Origin of the sequence: Alicyclobacillus vulcanalis (genome assembly GCF_900156755.1) — a bacterium.
Classification (GTDB): domain Bacteria; phylum Bacillota; class Bacilli; order Alicyclobacillales; family Alicyclobacillaceae; genus Alicyclobacillus; species Alicyclobacillus vulcanalis.
Genome location: NZ_FTOO01000006.1, coordinates 59,778 through 77,230, shown reverse-complemented (window position 1 = coordinate 77,230; position 17,453 = coordinate 59,778). Strand labels below are relative to the sequence as shown.

The following is a 17,453-nucleotide window of genomic DNA, read 5'->3' as shown; positions in this document are numbered from 1 at the left end:
TAAAAGTGCGTATCACCTACGGCCTCTAGCTCGAAGACGTCATGGTTCCAATGCGAACAAGTGATCGTCGACCGGAGCAAGGAGGCGCCTCATTGGAAGTCGCAGTCTGGCTGTTGATTGTCATTGCGTTGGTTTGTCTGGGAATTGGACTAGGTGTTGGGTACGTGGCCCGGCGCATGGTCGCTGAGGCCAAGATTGGCGCCGCAGAAGCGCGCGCTTTGGAAATCATAGAGGCCGCGCAGCGGGACGTCGAGGCTCGCCGCAAGGAGGCGGTGCTTGAAGCCAAGGAAGAAGCGCACCGCATCCGGCAGGAGGCCGAGAAGGAGCTGCGCGAACGACGCAACGAGATTCAGCGGATGGAGCGCCGGATTCTTCAGAAGGAAGAGGCGCTCGATAAGAAGCTTGAAGTCCTGGAGCAGAAGTCGGAGGAGTTGCGCCGGGAGGAAGTGGCCATTCAGGCCCTGAAAGAAGAGGCCGAAGCCTTGCGCCAGGAACAGGTGCGAGAGCTCGAGCGCATCTCCGGCTTGACGCGCGAAAGCGCCCGACAGCTCATTCTGGAGCAGGTGGAGCGTGAGGCGCGCCACGATGCCGCGCTCATGGTCAAGCAGGTGGAGCAGGAGGCCAAGCGCGAGGCGGATCGCAAGGCGAGAGAGATTGTCGCGAATGCGATTCAGCGGTGCGCCGCGGATCACGCGTCGGAGATCACGGTGACGGTGGTCAGTCTGCCCAATGACGAGATGAAAGGGCGCATCATTGGCCGAGAAGGGCGGAATATCCGCACACTCGAGTCGCTGACGGGTGTGGACCTCATCATCGATGACACGCCGGAAGCGGTCATTCTGTCTGGGTTTGACCCGATTCGCCGCGAGATCGCCAAAATAGCCCTGGAGCGCCTCGTCGCCGATGGGCGGATCCACCCGGCTCGCATTGAGGAGATGGTGGAGCGCGCCCGCCGGGAAATTGAGGACGTCATCCGGGAGCAAGGCGAGCAGGCGACCTTTGACGCAAACGTACACGGTCTGCATCCGGACCTTGTGAAGCTCCTGGGCCGGCTTCGCTTCCGCACGAGTTACGGTCAAAATGTGTTGAAGCACTCCATCGAGGTGGCTCACCTCGCTGGGATGATGGCTTCAGAACTCGGATTGGATGCCGCCCTCGCCAGGCGAGGCGGGTTGTTGCACGACATCGGCAAGGCGGTCACGCATGAGGTGGAAGGATCGCACGTCGAAATCGGTGTCGATCTCGCCCGCAGATACAAGGAACATCCTGTCGTGATCAACTGCATCGCTGCGCACCACGGCGATGTCGAGTTCACTTCGCCAATCTCCGTCATTGTCGCAGCGGCCGACGCCATTTCGGCGGCAAGGCCGGGCGCTCGAAGAGAAACGCTGGAAGTCTACATGAAACGACTGGAGAAACTCGAACATATTGCGGATTCGTTTGCCGGTGTCGAGAAGAGTTACGCCATTCAAGCGGGTCGCGAAATCCGCATCATTGTCAAACCCGAATTGGTCGACGATGCTGAGTCTGCGCTGGTTGCGAAGGAGATATCGAAGAAGATCGAGAATGAGCTCGACTATCCCGGCCAGATCAAGGTGACGGTAATTCGAGAAACTAGAGCCGTTGAATACGCAAAATAGGGCAGCCTTTGGCTGACCCTATTTTTATCCACGCCGTGACCTTTCGGTGATCGACGCGCGGCCTCCGTCGAGATCCCGCTGTACGTTGGCATAATGGGCTTCTTGGCGAATATCGTATAGTGTCCCAGTGCCGACGGAACAGAGGAGGTCATTTCAACGTGGATGTGTTAAAGGTCTCGGCAAAATCGAATCCCAATTCTGTCGCAGGCGCCCTGGCGGGGGTCGTGCGCGAACAAGGTTCGGCGGAAATTCAGGCCATTGGAGCGGGGGCGCTGAATCAAGCGGTGAAGGCCGTCGCCATTGCTCGCGGGTTTGTCGCCCCGAGCGGCATCGATCTCATTTGTGTGCCAGCCTTCACAGACATCAAGATCGACGGCGAAGACCGAACCGCCATCCGCTTGCTCGTAGAGCCTCGTTGAGAAAGGATGACGATCTGTGGCGCGAATACTTGTGGCCGATGCACACGTCGATGTTCTGATGAAGCTGGCTGAGGGCCGCGTGGCGTTCTTGGACGACTCGCCGCACCTGCGGGCGAATTACCATTCGTTGCGCGAGGGCGGCGTCGCCACGCAAGTATTCGCGCTCTACGTCGATCCATCTCTGGATGCGTATACGCAGTTGGCAGTCGTCTTGAGACAGATTGACGCGTTCTACCAGCAGATCGCGAGTCTCGCGGACGTGCGAGCCGTTCGATCCAAAGAGGAACTGCGCGTCGCTCGCCAACAGGGGCAAATGGCAGCGCTCCTATCGCTCGAGGGCGGCGGTTGTTTGCGCGGAAGCGTCGAAATTCTTCGCGTCCTGTATCGGCTCGGGGTTCGCGGTGTGGGGCTGACGTGGAACGATGCAAACGAGCTGGCCGATGGCTGCGGCGAGCTTCGCGGCGCAGGACTGACTCGGGCGGGTCGCGACGTGCTCCGCGAGATGCAGCACCTGTCGATGTGGATCGACCTTGCGCATCTCCACGATGCCGGCGTCCGCGATGTCTTGCGCCTGACGGATGGCCCTGTCATGGCTTCCCACGCGAACGCGCGAGCCGTTCACCCCCATCGGCGCAATCTGACGGACGACGTCATTCGGGAAATCATTCGGAGAGACGGTTGGATCGGCCTGACGTTTCAGCCTTCCTTCGTCGGGCGCGATCCCGTCGCCGTGGACGATGTGTTTCGTCACCTGGATCATATCCTTCAGCTCGGTGGACATCGGCACGTGGGCTTTGGCTCGGATTTCGACGGCACGTCCGCAGATATCCCCGGTCTCGCCGCGAGCCGAGACTACGCTGCGTTTGCAGACAGGCTCTGCGACCGATACGGCGCGGAGCTCGCGCAGGCGTTTCTCTTCGCCAATTTTGAGGCCTTTCTCATGCGGCAGTTGCCTTCTTCTTCTCCCGCGTAGTTGCACGGCCGCCTTGTGGCGGCTATGGACCCATTCCCATTCCCATCCCACCTTCGTGCCGCCGCGCTTCTGACGCCGTGGTGCCACCGCAGCGGGTTCCCGCATCTCCTGTGCCCGCATCTCGCTTAACCTGCAGCCTCGCCGCAGGGTCTTTCTCTGGTCATGACATCGCCTCTCCGATAGAGCCGCACGCTTCCTCCCGCACCTCTTGGGCCATCGCCCAATTTTCCCTTCGCCTGTGAACGACGCGGCGCACCTCCATTTGCCCACGCATACGATGTGCTGTGAGCGCGACTGGGCAGAAGCCTCCGGGCTTTGCGCCCGCCAGGCTCCTTGCCTCGCAAACGGTTTGACCCCTGCGAGCGCAGGTCCGCTCGATTCTGCACAGAGGAGGTAGCCGCATGGTGCTGTCTAGCAAAGACCTCAGCTACCGGGAAATCATGGCCAATGCCGTGTGTGGGCGCGGCAACAAGTACGCTCAGACGACGTACACGGTCCGGCCGTCCCACCGCCCCAGCACGATCGGAGGCTGCTGGGTGATGAACCACGTGTATGAGGCCGAATTGGTGGGCGATTACGTCGAGGTGCGGGGTCGCTTTGACATCAACGTATGGTACTCGTACAACGGGAACACCGACACGGCCATCGCCAAGGAAACCGTCACGTACACGGAACAAATTGCCCTGCGCGACGTCGACGACGCCTGCGTCCGTGACAGCCGCGAGGTGCGCGTGCACGTCCTGCAGAGCCCCAACTGCCTCGATGCGACGCTGACCGGCAACGGCTCTGAGGTCCTGGTACGGGTCGAAAAGGAACTTGGCGTCGAGGTCATCGGCCAGACGAAGTTGTGCGTCGTGACCGTCGATCTCGCCGACAAGAAGGACCTGGACTTCTTCGAAGAGGAGAGCCAGGTCGAAGAGGTCGAGATCGAAGACTGACGTCTGGGCGCTTCGGAGGGGGCAAAGCCCCCTCCCTTTGCGTCAAGGAGGTGTGCGCATGGAGGGCGAAGGATTGCCGGCGAGCCTGACCCTGTACGTCGATGGCCCGTATCGTGCGGCGCGGCGATTCGGAGAGCAGACGCGGATGTTCGAGGATCTCACCGAACTCGGGCGAGAGCGGGGCGTGGACGTGCGGGTTCTCACACCCGGTGATTGGTCGGCCAGGCGCGCTCACGCGTTTTCCGGCCAGCGCTGGATCACCGTTCCATGCGCGCATCCTGGCGTCGTCTTGCGCCGCTCGGGCGTCTTTCAACGCCAGCCCGAAATCGCCGCGCGCGAACTCGTGGCGCTCAGGCGCAGAGGGCTTGTACATACCTTGCCCCGCCGAAGCGGACACAAATGGAAGTTATACACGTGGTTGCGCAAGGACGCTCGGTTGAAACCCCATCTGCCGCTCACCTGGTTCTGCGCCACCGTCGACGATCTCGTCGCCCTGCTCCAGGACCAGGACGATCTCTACGTGAAGCCCGTCAACGGAACGCAGGGCCAGGGCATTTTTCGGGTGCGAACCCACCGGGGAGCCATCGAGGTCTCGACTGCGTCGGGAGATGCCCCCGCTTCCTTTGTCAGCCTCGCCGCGTTCAGGCAGGCTTTCTCCGGCGGCCATTGGGTCCCGTCGGTTGCCCAGAAAACCATCCCGCTGGCGCGCCTCGGTGCTCGGCCTTTCGATTTGCGCTGGTTGGTCTGCGACGGCAATCGCCCTCACATCGTCGCGCGAGTGGCACGCCTCGGTCCGCCGGGCGCTGTGACCACCAACATCCACACGGGGAGCGAGCCGCGCGCGGCAGCCCAAGTGTTCGCCGACGCCTTCGGCTCGAAGCGCGCGGACGATCTCGTCGAGCGGATGGACGAGATTGCCCTTCTTGTTGCACGCCGCGCCCGGGAGCGGTTCGGTCCCTATGCCGAACTGGGCGTCGATCTCGCCGCGAGCGAGGACGGACACGTCTTCTTCCTCGAATTCAACCCCACGCCAGGGCGGAAAATGTTGCGACAGTTGGATCCAAAGCTTCATCGCCTGTCACTTGAGGCGCTGTTGGAATATGCTATCGAAGTTCAACAGCCGCGCGGCGGTTAAGCGGGGGTGAGGAAGGTGTCAGGGCGGCCGCTCATCGGCATTCTAGACCACCCGCGATGGGACGAGAAACGAGGAACCCTGCGGGAAAACGATCAAACGGCGGGCATCCGGCGCATGGTCGAGATCGCTCAGTCGCTCGGCGCGGATGCGTTCGTCTTTTCATTGGCGGACGTGGATCTCAAGGCGAGGCGAGTGCGCGGATTCACGTGGCGCGACGGCCGCTGGGCAGAGCAGACGTATCGATTTCCGGATGTCATCTATGACCAGCTCGTCTCGCGCAAAATGGAGCTGAGCGGACCCTTTCAGGACACCCGCCGTGCGCTTTCCTCCGAATACGGCGACCGCTTCTTCAACGACGGCTTTTTCGACAAGTGGCAGATTTACGAGTGGCTGCGCCGCTCGCCGGTGCGCGCACATGTCCCCGAGACCGTCCGCCATCGTTCGCTCCGGCAAGGGGCAGACTTCCTCGCTCGCCACCGCGTCGCGTTTTTGAAGCCTTTGCACGGGAGTCTCGGGCTCGGCATCGTTCGCTTCACCATGGAGAAGGACGGTTCCGTCGCGTACGAATGGAAGCGATCGCGCGACGGCATGACGCGCGGCACGGCCCCGTCACCAGCCGATGCCGTGCAGATGTTCCGCACGCAATTGCGCCGGCGGCCGTATATCTGGCAGCAGGGTATCGATCTCATCGCTCTCGACGGACGCCCGGTCGACATCCGCATCTTGCTGCAGCGGGATGGAACCGGGGCATGGAAGCGCACGAAGACCTTTGCCCGCGTCGCGAAGTCGGGGGACTTCACCTCCAACCTCACGACGGGCGGCGGCGCGATGCCGGTGGATCGCGCGGTTTTGAGTGGGTTCCCAGATGACGTCAAGAAGCGCGTGCGAGCCTCCATTCGACGGCTGGCCGAAAAAGTGGCGGAAGCAGTGGAAGCCGGCGCGGGGCGGACATTCGGAGAACTCGGCATCGATCTCGGCGTCGACCGGCGCGGTTTTGTCTGGGTCATCGAGGTCAACTCCAAGCCGCGCAAGGCGCCTGCGTCGGCAAGTGGACGCGACGATCTGGTTGAACTCTCGTTTCGGCGGCCCATGGAATACGCGTTGTTCCTCACGCGGAGGCAGTCGTGAGCCCGCGCCGAACCAGGGGGGAGTGCAGATGGCGTACTATCTCTTATTTAAGAACCAACCCTCGGCCAGACGGCTCATGGCAAGCGTTCCTCGTCTTTCTAGATACACGGCGAGCAATCGCATGACGGATCGCGACGTGTTGGTCAGATGGGGCATGATGGAAGAGAGCGATCCGGCCCGGGGGACGGTGCTGAACGCAAGCGAAGCCCAGCGCCGGATCGCTTCGCGCGTGCAAATGGCGAAATTTCTGCGGAAGGTGGGCGTGCGGGTGGCACCGCGGGTCAACCGCGATGGGTTGCCAACCACGTTCAGCCGCCAGTATCGGATTGCCATTTTCGACTTCGTACCCATTGGTGGCTTTCGCTCGGACTCTGGCGTCGACTGGACATCGTCTCGCGTCTCGCGCATTCATGAGTCGTTTCAGGAAGTGCCGCTCGACGGCGATGCGCAGACGCGGCGGGCGACGTATCTCGCCACGAGGGCGTTACACGCGCTCGGGCTCGACTTCGGGCTCGTCTCCATTGGGGTGTCAGATCGCGGGTTGCTTCAGCTCTTGGACGTGAGCGCAACGCCCATCCTCGAAGGCCGGTTGCTGGAGATGTACCGGGACGCGGTTCAGCGCTTTGTGGAGCGAGAAGAGGAGTGGCGCCGTTCAGGGCCGCCTTCCGTGACGCTCGGCACCGATGTCGAGCTGATGCTGCGAAATGCGCAGGGCAAGATGGTGCTGGCAAGCAAGTACTTCCCTCGCAAGGGCCGCATTGGCTGTGACGATCGCAGCGTCAACTTCGATGGGCGCAGGTTGCCGCTCATGGAACTGCGCCCTGCGCCGGACACTTCGCCCGACGGGCTGATGCTGAATCTGCGCGCGCTCATGGAGGAGGCGAGCGAGGCCATCAACCGCCCCACGGTGGAGTGGCGCGCGGGGAGTGCGCCCTTTCGGCCCTATTGCACGGGTGGCCACATTCACATCTCGGGCGTCCCGCTCACCGCGAGACTGGTCCGCGCGCTCGATCACTACGTCGGCTTGCCGCTCATGGCCGTCGAGGATCCTGTCCGGGCTCAGTGGCGGCGCCCGAAGTACGGATTTTTGGGCGATGTGCGTCAGAAGTCGCACGGAGGCTTTGAATACCGCACGCCCGCAAGCTTCGTGTGCAGCCAGGCGGTCACCCGTGCCGCGTTTCACCTGGCCCATCTGGTGGCGCGCCATTACCGCGAACTGCCGCTGTACGATATCTATTCACCGCACCTTCAGTTCGCGTTTTATCAGGCGGATCGCGAGGCGCTCAGGCCCGTCTTGTTGCGCAACATGGACGTCCTTCGAAGCCATCCCGAATACGGGCAGCATCAGGATGCGATAGAACCGCTGTTCTCCATGATTGAGCGCGGCGACACCTGGGACGAGGCGGTGGACGTTCGGCAGGAATGGGGCGTGCCCTTGCGTCGCGCCCAGGCATCGAAGCGGACACAGGTCTCCGCCGTTCGAAGTATGTAGTTCCTACGTCGCGCGAGGTGTGGGTCATGAAGCGAGCATTCCACCCAACGGCATATGCGCCGGAGGCGGCCGAGATCGAGCGGCGGGATGGGCCCGCGTTTGCCATTCTCACGGCCGATCATCCGGCTGGATTTGCGGGATCGCGGATTTACTTTCGGGACATCATTGCGGCGGGGCAGAAACAGGGCCATCTTGTGTACGTCATCACGCCGTCGTCGGTGGCGGACAGCTCGCTTTGGCAGGGATTCGTGCGATTGGGTCCGCGAAATTGGAAACCGGCTGTCGTGCCGCGCCCGGCTGCGGTATACAATCGCATCCCCAATCGCGCGCTCGAAGCGAGCCAAAGCGTGCAGCGAGCTCGAGCCATTCTGCAGTCGATGGGCATCCCATTTTTCAACCACCGCTATTTCAACAAAGCAAAGATTTACGAAGCCGTCCGCCGGGCGGGGCTCGGCCATCATCTTCCCGAGACTCGGATGTTCACGGGCGCCGAGTCCGTGCTGGACCTGTTGAGCCGTCACTCCGCCGTGTATTTGAAACCCGTGGGTGGCAGCATCGGCCGCGGGATTGTGCGGGTGGACCGCAGAGGGGATGCGTTCGACGTCTGGGTCCAGCGCGCCGAGCGGGCGGTGCACGACGAGGTGCGCGGGTCGCGAGCGCTCGACGAGGCGTTGCGGAGAATGCTCATGCCGGGCGCCTACGTGGCGCAGGCCGCCGTGCCCGTCATCCGGTTTGACAACCGGCCGTGTGACGCGCGCGTGCTTCTTCAGCGGCCGAGGCACCAGTGGACGGTGGTGGGCTACGGCATTCGCGTGAGCGGCGAGGCGAGCATCACCAGCCATGTGCCGAACGGCGGCCACATCGCGGACCGATGGACGGTGCTTCGCCAGGCCTTCGGCGCTCGAAGCGAAGAAGTGGACGCGAGACTCACCGCGTTCACGCGATCAGCGGCCGCCGCCATCGAGCGGTCTATGCCAGGACATGTGCGCGAGATGTCCATCGACGTGGGCCTGGACGAAAGCGGGCAGCCATGGCTGTTTGAGGCCAACGCGAAACCGATGAGGTTTGACGAGCCGGAGATCGCCTGCCGAGCGAGCGCAGGCGTGATCGACATTCTGCGCGATCTCGCCGCCAACGCCCGTTAAACGAGCGGCCAGGGCAGAAGGAACCGCTGTTTGCCCTTGGTCACATACTGAATTTGGTGCAGGGGAATATAGTGCCACTTACTGTCGTACACCAGCAGGGCCCGGTGGGATTGGAGAATCTCATCGACCTCCGGGAAATCGCTGGCGTACGATTTTTTATTGGGCGCGACGACAGCCCCGTCGAGCGGGTGCTCGCGAAACGCCACGTGCACCTCGAAGGTGGGGACATTGACTTTCTCGGACATGACGATTCCTCACCACGTTTATCCGCTTTACTGCTTATGGTATCATGTGAGATTAGATGTGCAAGACGAAACCGCCATTCCTGAAGACGGAGTGTTGAGATATGGAAAACTTGATTCGCCTCGTCCGCGAAGGCAGACTCGAAAAGGGCCTGGGCCTCGTGTTTGGGCAGACGCACAGGCCCAATCAGGCCGTTCGCGTGTCGTATGACGCGGAGGCGCTCACGCGCGATTATCGCGTGGGGCGCAAGCCCAACGGTGAGCCTTACCGCTTCTTCATCCGAACCTACGGCTGTCAAATGAACGAGCACGACACCGAGGTGATGGCGGGCCTTCTCACCGCCATGGGGTATGAGCCGGCCGCGGTTCCCGACGAAGCTGACTTCATCTTGTTCAACACGTGCGCGGTGCGTGAAAACGCCGAGGACAAGGTGTTCGGCGAGATCGGGCGGTTGCGGCCGCTCAAACAGACGAATCCGGAGCTCATCTTCGGGCTTTGCGGCTGCATGGCGCAGGAGAAGGGCGTGCAGCGCATGGTCCGCGACAAATACCCGTGGATCGATCTCGTCTTTGGCACGCACAACATCCACCGCCTGCCCGCGTTGCTCGCCGCCGCCCGCGATTCGCAGGAGACGGTCATGGAGGTCTGGGAGACGGCTCCAGAGACCGTCGAGGACTGGCCCAAACTGCGCAAGGACCGCGTGCGCGCATGGGTCAATATTCAGTACGGGTGCAACAAGTTCTGCACGTACTGCATTGTCCCGTATACCCGAGGTGTCGAGCGCAGCCGCCTGCCGGAGGATGTCTTGCAAGAGGTGGCCCAACTCGTTCGCGAGGGTTATCAGGACATCACGCTGCTCGGCCAAAACGTGAACGATTACGGGGTCGATCTCGGCACCTCGAATTTTGCGCAGCTTCTGCGCCAAGTGAACGCCGTGCCTGGCATCGGGTGGATAAGGTTCACGACGTCGAATCCGTGGAACTTCACGGACGAGCTGATCGACGCGATCGCCGAATCAGAAAACGTGGTCGAACACATTCACCTGCCGGTCCAGTCTGGGAACAACGAGATCCTGCGGCGCATGAACCGGTCACATACGCGGGAGTATTACCTGCGCTTGGTCGATAAGATTCGCAACAAAATTCCGGGCGTCGCGATCACGACGGATCTCATCGTCGGTTTTCCCGGAGAGACGGAGGCGCACTTTCAAGACACGCTGCGGCTGGTGCAGGAGGTCGAGTTCGACAACGCGTTTACCTTCATCTACTCTCCGCGCGAGAATACGCCGGCGGCGCGTTGGCACGACGAGACGCCGATGGAAGAGAAGAAGGAACGCCTGTTGCGCCTGAATGAGGTTCAGAACGAAATTAGCCGCACGCACAATGAGAAATTGCGGGGGCAGGTCCTGGAGGTCCTCGTCGACGGCGAGAGTAAGACCAACCCTGATGTGCTCTCGGGAAGAACGCGCACGAATAAGCTGGTGCTCTTGCGCGGAGACAAGTCGCTCATCGGGCAGCGCGTGTGGGTGCGTGTGACGGAGCCGCAGACGTTCTTGCTGAAGGCCGAGATCGTCCGGGTGGAAGAGGTGGTTTCCTGATGGCCATCGCGGCAGAGATCGGCATGGGCGCCATCCTGGCGGCCGCGGATGAACTCGGAGAGATGATTCGGCGGTCCGAGGAATGCCGCGCCTATTGGCGGGCGAGAGAGAAAATGGAACACAACGCGGCAGCACAGCGCCTGTTCGATGAACTCAAAAAGAAGACCAACGGGCTTTGGACGCTGCGAGATCGGCTTGGCGCATCCCATGACAAGTACCTGCGGATGAAGCAGGAGGTCGACGCGCTCTGGGAGCGGCTGTACGAGATCCCGGTCGCGCTTCAGTACAAGGCCGCACAAGACGAGCTGAACGCGCTGGTCCAGGAGGTCATCGAGGTGGTGCTGGCGCAGTTGGGTGACACCCTGCCCGTGGAGCGAGGGCCGCGCACCTGCGGCAGTGGCGGGTGCTCGGGAGGGTGTGGCGGCTCTTGCCACGCGAGCGCGGGCGCGTGAGGAGGTCGACTGGTGAGCCTGACCCCCATGATGCGGCAGTATCGCGAAATGAAGTCGAAGCTGAACGACACGCTTTTGATGTTTCGGCTCGGCGACTTCTATGAACTGTTCTTCGAGGACGCGGTGACGGCCAGTCAGGTGCTCGACATCACCCTCACCGGCCGCGACGCCGGAGAGGCAGGCCGCGTGCCGATGTGCGGCGTGCCACACCACGCGCTGGACGGGTATCTCGAGCGGCTCGTCGAGCAGGGATACCGCGTGGCCATCTGCGATCAGGTCGAGGATCCCAAGACGGCCAAAGGGCTGGTGCGCCGGGAGATTGTGCGCATTGTCACGCCGGGAACGGCGTTGACCGAGGCGACCGACGCGCGGTATCTGGCTGCGCTCGCGCATGAGGGCGACGAATGGGGCCTTGCGCTCCTGGACATGGGCGCCGGCGATGTGTGGGTTGGCGGTGGACGGGCGGACGAGGTGCGCGATCACCTTGCAAGATTTCGTCCGCGCGAAGTCCTCCTTGTGGCAGAAGAGGAGGCGCCCGCGTGGCTCGAGGAGAGCGTCAAGCGACATGGCGGCATCGTGACGCGCGTGCCGTCTCCGCCACCGGACGCCCTTGTCGCGCATTACGGCGTGCCCCATCCGGAGGCGCTCGGTCTCGCGGCGGGTTCGGCTGCGGTGTCGGCCGCCAACATGGTGTTTCAGTACCTGAAGGACACGCAAATGGCCGACCTGCGCCACCTGAGTCGGCCGCGCCCGCTCCTGGAATCTGGCCGGATGTGGCTTTCGGAGCGGACCATTGAGCACCTGGAGCTCGTGCCCGCAGGAAGCGGCAAGGACCGAAGGACGTCGCTGTACGACGTCATCCGCGAGACGGTGACCGCGGCCGGATCGCGCCTCTTGCGGACGTGGATGGTTCGGCCGCTGGTCGATCGCGCCGCCATCGAGGAGCGGCTCGACGCGGTGACGGCGCTCAGTGACGATTTTTTGCTGCGGGCCGAAATCCGCGAGACGCTGCGCGGCATGCACGATCTTTCGCGACTCCTTGCCAAGTGTTCGATTCGCCGCGCGACGCCGCGCGATTTGCTCGCGCTGGCGCACGCCATCGAAAAGGGACACGGCGCGCTGGACCTTTTGCCACCCGATGCTCCTCCCCTCTTGGCGCGCCTTGTCCAAGACGTGCCCGATTTTCGTCCGCTCGCGTCCTCCCTCGCGAACGAGCTCGTCGAGGATCCTCCGGCGACCGCTTCGGAGGGCGGCATCTTTCGGGATGGGATCGACCCCGAGATCGATCGTCTGCGCGCGTTGCAAACGGACGGACGCCAGTGGCTGCGCGCATTCGAAGCGCGGGAGCGCGAGCGAACGGGGATCAAGTCGCTCAAAATCGGCTACAACAAGGTGTTCGGCTACTACATCGAGGTATCGAAGGCCAACCTGTCTCTCGTCCCGGAAGACTACGAGCGCAAGCAGACGCTCGCCTCGGGCGAGCGATTCACGCATCCGGAACTGAAGGCCCGAGAGGCGGACATCCTGACGGCGGCGGAGCGCGTGGTGGAAATGGAGCGCGAGCGGTTCGACGCCTGGGTCGAGCGCATCCGCGAGCGGGCGAGCGATCTGCAGCGTTTCGCTGAAGTCGTGAGCACCCTCGACGTCCTGGCCAGCCTCGCCGAGCTCGCGGTGAAGCGGGGCTATGTGCGCCCCGAAGTGACCGACGAGATCGGCATCGAGATTCGCGAGGGCCGTCATCCGGTGGTCGAGGCCTCCATCGGGTCGGAGTTTGTCCCGAACGACCTGGTGCTCACGCCGGAGGAGCCCATCGTCCTGCTCACAGGTCCCAACATGGGCGGGAAAAGCACCTACATGCGCCAGGCGGCGCTCATCGCGATTCTCGCGCAGATGGGCTCGTTCGTGCCCGCTCGCTACGCCCGCATGGGCCTCGTCGATCGCGTCTTCACCCGCATCGGCGCGTCGGACGATCTCAGCCGCGGGCAAAGCACGTTCATGGTGGAGATGACGGAGCTCGCCGAAATTCTCCGGGAGGCGAGCGGGCGAAGCCTCGTGTTACTGGACGAGATCGGCCGCGGAACGTCGACGTACGACGGGCTGTCCATCGCCGAAGCCGTGCTCGAGGATCTGGCGAAGCGGCGCAGCAAGCCGCTCACGCTGTTTGCGACCCATTATCACGAACTCATCTCGTTCTCCGAGCAGTTTGCCTGCGTGCGCAACCAGTCCATGGCGGTCGAGGAGACGGAGGATGGCATCCGGTTTCTGCACAGCGTCGTGATGCGGCCGTCGGATCGCAGTTACGGCATCCAGGTGGCCCGCCTTGCGGGACTGCCGGACCGCGTCATCCGCCGCGCCATGGAGTTCCTCGCGGCCCGTGAGACCTTGCCCGAGGTGGCGTCCGCTCGACGCGATGCGCCGCAAGACGCCCGCCACCCGGCGCGCGCACGCGACGAGGGAGCGGTGGCGCTTGACCTGTTCACCGCACCGTATCGCGATCTCGCCGAATGGCTGGCTGCGATCGACGTGATGCGCGTGACGCCCCTCGAGGCGATGCAGCTGCTGCACGAGGCGGCCGAGAAAGCGAGGGATCTGGTCGCATGGGCAAAATCCAGGTAATGCCCAAGGTCATGGCGGATCAAATCGCCGCGGGCGAGGTGGTGGCCCGGCCGGCATCGTGCGTCAAGGAGCTGATCGAAAACAGCCTGGATGCCCGCGCGACGCGCATCGAGGTCGCCTTGGTCGAGGGCGGGATCGGCTCGGTGACCGTCATCGACGACGGCGAAGGCATGGAGCCGGACGACGCTGTACTGGCCTTTCAGCGCCATGCCACAAGCAAGGTCCACGAGCCGCGCGATCTCGCCCGGATTCGCACCTTGGGGTTTCGCGGCGAGGCCCTCGCGGCCATCGCGTCCGTGGCGCGCGTGCGGCTGATCACGCGGGCGCGCGGCGCAGAGTCGGGCATTTTGGTGCGGGTGGAGGGGGGCGAAATCCACCCGCCGGAACCCGTCGGGGCGGCGTTTGGCACGACCATGGAGGTGCGTGACCTGTTTTTCAACACCCCGGCTCGGCTCAAGTATCTGCGCAGCGCCCAGACGGAGCAGGCGCGATCGGTGGAGGTCGTGCAGCGGGAGAGTCTTGCGCATCCAGAGGTCGCGTTTGTGTGCCGGACGGAGCGCCAGGTGCTGTTTCAGACGCCTGGGCGCGGGGATGCCCGCGAGGTCTGGGCGGCGTTGTACGGCGTGGGGGAAGCGAAGATGTTGCTCGAGGCGCGCGCGGACCACGGTGACTATGTGGTTCGCGGCTTCATCGGCCGTCCGACGCAGGCGCGGTCGTCGCGGCAACACGGCTACCTCTTCGTCAACGGCCGACCGGTGCGGAACGTGGCCGTCCAACAGGCCATCGAACGCGCCTACGGCGAGCGGCTGATGGTCGGGCGCTACCCGGTGTACGCGCTCTACCTCGAGATGGACCCCGTGCTCGTGGATCCGAATGTGCACCCCCAGAAGTGGGAAGTCCGCCTGAGCGAGGAGCGGGATGTGTGTGAGCTCGTGGAGTCGGCCGTGCGCGCCGCATTGGACGGCACGATGCTCACGGTCGCGCCCCGCGTGAGGCGGGAAGCTCCACTCGGCGATGTGTTGCCGCTCCATCTGCCAGATCCGGGCGAAGATGGCGCAGGGCGAGCGAGGCGCCCCCATGACGATCCCGCCCGCGACCAGGTGCGCAAGGCGTCCCGCGCGCTCCCAAGCGACGAGCGTACTCCTTCTCTCTCGCCCCAGGAGGCGTGGGCGACCGCGTTGGCCGTGCGGGAGTCGGCTGCGGGGGCGATCGGGCTCCCCCACGCCGAAACGGCGAGTGGAACGAACGAGGCGCCTGCTGGACCTGATGGAGAGGAGGGCGGCGTTCGAGAGCGGCCCGCCGATTGGCAGCTCCGCCCCATCGGACAGGCACTGCGCATGTACATCGTCGCCGAGGACGGGGAGGATCTCTACATCATCGACCAACATGCCGCGCACGAGCGCGTGCTCTACGAGGACCTGCTCGACGCGTGGCAAGAGGGCCAAGCGCAGCCGATGCCGCTCCTTGCCCCTCTGGAACTCGCCCTCACGCCTTCCGCCTTCGAGCAGGTGATGGCGCGCCGAGACGACCTGTTGACCCTGGGTATTGAAATCGACCCCTTCGGGGCGCATACCGTCGTCGTGCGCACCATCCCCGACCTTTGGCAGGGCCTCGACTACGCGAGCCTTCTGCGCGACGCGCTTCAGGATCTCGCGTCACTCGGGCAAACCACCGCAGTCCGCGACATCATGCATCGCTTGGCTACCCGGGCGTGTAAGTCCGCCATCAAAGCCCATGATTCGCTGACCATGCCCGAGATGGAGGCGCTCTGCCGCCGCCTGGCCCGCGCCCGCGATCCGTACCATTGTCCGCATGGACGCCCCATTTTCTTGCGGATGAGTGAGCGGGACCTGGCAAAGTCATTTCGGAGGATCGTATGACACACGCTTGCAACCACGATATGCGCATTGTCGTCACCACACCGCTGCGCCCCAAAGGCGATCACGTGGCGCGCGCACGAGAGATGGCACCGTGGTTCGGCGCCTCCTTCGAGCCGAGGCGCGGCAGGAGTATCGCGCAGCTGCTCGAGCACGTGGATGCCGTCGTTGTGGTGGCCGATCCGGCCGTGATTCACGTGCGCGGCGCCCCTCATCCGCTCTTCTTTCATCCCAGCATGGCGTATCAGCGGCTGCGGCGCCTGCAAACGGGCGAACCCGATCGCCTGCTCGCGCTCGCAGAGATTGCGCCGGGCGACGCCGTGATCGACGCCACCCTCGGGCTGGGCACGGATGCGCTGGTCTTTGCCGAAGCCGTGGGACAAGAAGGCAGGGTCGTGGGCATCGAGCGGTCTCCCGTCATGTACGGCCTTCTCCGGGCGGTCCAAATCTACGGCTGTCAAGCCCACCCGCGGGAGGCTCAGCTTTTGCAGCGCGTACAGCTTGTGCACGGCGACCATGCGGCTTGGCTTCGTGCTCAGGCGGACCTCAGCGCAGACGTCGTATACTTCGACCCGATGTTCCGTGATCCCGTGCGTCAGTCGGTTCACATGCAGCCGATCCGGCCCGTCGCCTGGGAGCGCCCTCTCTCGCGCGAAGCCGTCGAAGAGGCGAAGCGCGTCGCTCGGCGCGCCGTGATCGTCAAGGAGCGGCCCAAGTCCGGCGTGTTGGAGTCGCTGGGGCTCGAGCCCGACCGCGCGTCCGGCAGGTTCGCGTACGGTGTATGGAGGAGACCGCGATGACCAAGCGACAGCCCATCCTCTGCGTCGTCGGACCGACGGGCGTCGGCAAAAGCGAGCAAAGCATTGAGATAGCCCTCCGCTACGGCGGCGAGGTGGTTTCCGCCGATTCCATGCAGATTTATCGCGGCATGGACATCGGGACCGCCAAGCTCCAGCCGTCCGAGATGCGCGGCGTGCCGCATCATCTGTTGGACATCGCCGATCCGGCCGAGAAGTTCACGGTGGCAGAGTGGAAGCGACAGGCGGATCAAGTCATCGGCGAGATCTGCGCGCGGGGGCGGTTGCCAGTCGTTTGCGGCGGGACGGGTCTCTACATTCGCGCGCTGCTGGACGATCTCGACTTCTCACAAACGCCCGAAGACCAAACGCTGCGCGCGCGCCTCGAGCGGCGCGCCAAGCAGGAGGGGGTTCGCGCCCTCTACGACGAGCTCTGCGCGCGCGATCCCGAGCGCGCGGCGAGGATTCATCCAAACGACCGCAAGCGGATCGTCCGCGCGCTCGAGGTGACCATTGCGCGGGGCACGGCGATGTCGGCGGACTACGAATGGGCGCCCCGCCAAGGCCGATACGACGCGCTGGTGATTGGCATCACCATGCCACGGGAGGCGCTGTATCAACGCATTGATCGGCGTGTCGAGCAGATGTGGCGGCTGGGCCTCGTCGATGAAGTCAAGCGCCTGCTCGAATGCGGCGTTCCTGTCGACGGGACGGCCATGCAGGCGATTGGGTATAAAGAAGTCGTCGCCTACTTGTCCGGCGCCGTATCAGAGGAGGAAGCAATTCGCATCATACAACAGAACACGAGGCGATTCGCCAAACGTCAATGGTCCTGGTTTCGGCGCGATCCGCGCGTCCGCTGGTTCGCGAAAGGCCCGGATGGGCAATTTCCTGCGGACGAGATCGCGCGATTATGGACATGCGTTGAGGCCTTTTTGCAGGATATCGGGTGGTCGACTGCGAATAGATCCAGCACGTGCAGAATGGAGAGTGAATCGTAG

The 17,453-nt window shown here is 63.6% G+C and carries 15 protein-coding genes; 14 read left to right on the top strand and 1 reads right to left on the bottom strand.

The window, feature by feature from the left end:
- The first annotated feature begins 92 nt into the window (after positions 1-92).
- The 8 genes from rny to BW934_RS08305 all read left to right on the top strand — a co-directional run bounded on the left by rny (position 93) and on the right by BW934_RS08305 (position 8,870).
- A complete protein-coding gene (rny, locus tag BW934_RS08340; protein ID WP_076347021.1) occupies positions 93-1,640 on the top strand; it encodes a ribonuclease Y in 1,548 nt (515 codons plus the stop codon).
- A gap of 158 nt (positions 1,641-1,798) precedes the next feature.
- The gene (locus tag BW934_RS08335; RefSeq protein ID WP_008340016.1) at positions 1,799-2,059 is read left to right on the top strand and encodes a stage V sporulation protein S; all 261 of its coding nucleotides are present in this window, start codon (positions 1,799-1,801) and stop codon (positions 2,057-2,059) included.
- 16 nt (positions 2,060-2,075) lie between these two features.
- A complete protein-coding gene (locus tag BW934_RS08330) occupies positions 2,076-3,032 on the top strand; it encodes a dipeptidase (RefSeq protein WP_234969689.1) in 957 nt (318 codons plus the stop codon).
- Between the two features lie 401 nt (positions 3,033-3,433).
- Entirely contained in the window at positions 3,434-3,970 is a 537-nt protein-coding gene (gene cotE / locus BW934_RS08325) for an outer spore coat protein CotE (protein WP_076347019.1), read from the top strand.
- A 58-nt stretch (positions 3,971-4,028) separates the two neighbouring features.
- A complete protein-coding gene (locus tag BW934_RS08320) occupies positions 4,029-5,105 on the top strand; it encodes a YheC/YheD family protein (protein WP_076347017.1) in 1,077 nt (358 codons plus the stop codon).
- Between the two features lie 15 nt (positions 5,106-5,120).
- Positions 5,121-6,233, top strand: coding sequence for a YheC/YheD family endospore coat-associated protein (locus BW934_RS08315; RefSeq protein WP_076347015.1), 1,113 nt, complete (start codon positions 5,121-5,123; stop codon positions 6,231-6,233).
- A gap of 28 nt (positions 6,234-6,261) precedes the next feature.
- Positions 6,262-7,725 (top strand): putative amidoligase domain-containing protein, encoded by a 1,464-nt coding sequence (locus BW934_RS08310; RefSeq protein WP_076347013.1) that lies wholly within the window; start codon positions 6,262-6,264, stop codon positions 7,723-7,725.
- 26 nt (positions 7,726-7,751) lie between these two features.
- On the top strand, positions 7,752-8,870 hold the full coding sequence (locus BW934_RS08305; protein WP_076347011.1) for a YheC/YheD family endospore coat-associated protein: 1,119 nt from the start codon (positions 7,752-7,754) through the stop codon (positions 8,868-8,870).
- Here BW934_RS08305 and BW934_RS08300 read toward each other — a convergent pair.
- Positions 8,867-9,115 carry a hypothetical protein gene (locus BW934_RS08300; protein ID WP_076347009.1) on the bottom strand — a complete coding sequence of 83 codons (249 nt, stop codon included), beginning with the start codon at positions 9,113-9,115 and terminating at the stop codon, positions 8,867-8,869. The genes BW934_RS08305 and BW934_RS08300 overlap by 4 nt on opposite strands.
- A 101-nt stretch (positions 9,116-9,216) precedes the next feature.
- Between BW934_RS08300 and miaB the strand changes: the two genes are divergently transcribed.
- The 6 genes from miaB to miaA are packed head-to-tail and all read left to right on the top strand — an operon-like array spanning position 9,217 to position 17,453.
- Positions 9,217-10,710, top strand: coding sequence for a tRNA (N6-isopentenyl adenosine(37)-C2)-methylthiotransferase MiaB (gene miaB / locus BW934_RS08295; RefSeq protein WP_076347007.1), 1,494 nt, complete (start codon positions 9,217-9,219; stop codon positions 10,708-10,710).
- Entirely contained in the window at positions 10,710-11,162 is a 453-nt protein-coding gene (locus BW934_RS08290; protein WP_076347005.1) for a YlbF/YmcA family competence regulator, read from the top strand. The genes miaB and BW934_RS08290 overlap by 1 nt, the downstream gene beginning before the upstream one ends.
- Positions 11,163-11,174: 12 nt before the next feature.
- On the top strand, positions 11,175-13,778 hold the full coding sequence (gene mutS, locus BW934_RS08285) for a DNA mismatch repair protein MutS (protein ID WP_076347003.1): 2,604 nt from the start codon (positions 11,175-11,177) through the stop codon (positions 13,776-13,778).
- A complete protein-coding gene (gene mutL / locus BW934_RS08280) occupies positions 13,760-15,658 on the top strand; it encodes a DNA mismatch repair endonuclease MutL (RefSeq protein ID WP_234969688.1) in 1,899 nt (632 codons plus the stop codon). Before mutS ends, mutL begins: the two co-directional genes overlap by 19 nt.
- Complete coding sequence (locus BW934_RS08275) at positions 15,655-16,455, top strand: class I SAM-dependent methyltransferase (protein ID WP_076347001.1); 801 nt, start codon at positions 15,655-15,657, stop codon at positions 16,453-16,455. The genes mutL and BW934_RS08275 overlap by 4 nt, the downstream gene beginning before the upstream one ends.
- Positions 16,452-17,453 carry a tRNA (adenosine(37)-N6)-dimethylallyltransferase MiaA gene (gene miaA, locus BW934_RS08270; RefSeq protein ID WP_076346999.1) on the top strand — a complete coding sequence of 334 codons (1,002 nt, stop codon included), beginning with the start codon at positions 16,452-16,454 and terminating at the stop codon, positions 17,451-17,453. The genes BW934_RS08275 and miaA overlap by 4 nt, the downstream gene beginning before the upstream one ends.

Excerpts from the sequence above, each read along its gene's own strand:
- BW934_RS08305 (WP_076347011.1), top strand. The coding sequence starts at position 7,752 with ATGAAGCGAGCATTCCACCCAACGGCATATGCGCCGGAGGCGGCCGAG.
- BW934_RS08320 (WP_076347017.1), top strand. The coding sequence starts at position 4,029 with ATGGAGGGCGAAGGATTGCCGGCGAGCCTGACCCTGTACGTCGATGGC.
- cotE (WP_076347019.1), top strand. The coding sequence starts at position 3,434 with ATGGTGCTGTCTAGCAAAGACCTCAGCTACCGGGAAATCATGGCCAAT.
- mutL (WP_234969688.1), top strand. The coding sequence starts at position 13,760 with ATGGGCAAAATCCAGGTAATGCCCAAGGTCATGGCGGATCAAATCGCC.
- miaB (WP_076347007.1), top strand. The coding sequence starts at position 9,217 with ATGGAAAACTTGATTCGCCTCGTCCGCGAAGGCAGACTCGAAAAGGGC.
- miaA (WP_076346999.1), top strand. The coding sequence starts at position 16,452 with ATGACCAAGCGACAGCCCATCCTCTGCGTCGTCGGACCGACGGGCGTC.
- BW934_RS08310 (WP_076347013.1), top strand. The coding sequence starts at position 6,262 with ATGGCGTACTATCTCTTATTTAAGAACCAACCCTCGGCCAGACGGCTC.
- BW934_RS08275 (WP_076347001.1), top strand. The coding sequence starts at position 15,655 with ATGACACACGCTTGCAACCACGATATGCGCATTGTCGTCACCACACCG.
- BW934_RS08290 (WP_076347005.1), top strand. The coding sequence starts at position 10,710 with ATGGCCATCGCGGCAGAGATCGGCATGGGCGCCATCCTGGCGGCCGCG.
- BW934_RS08300 (WP_076347009.1), bottom strand. The coding sequence starts at position 9,115 with ATGTCCGAGAAAGTCAATGTCCCCACCTTCGAGGTGCACGTGGCGTTT.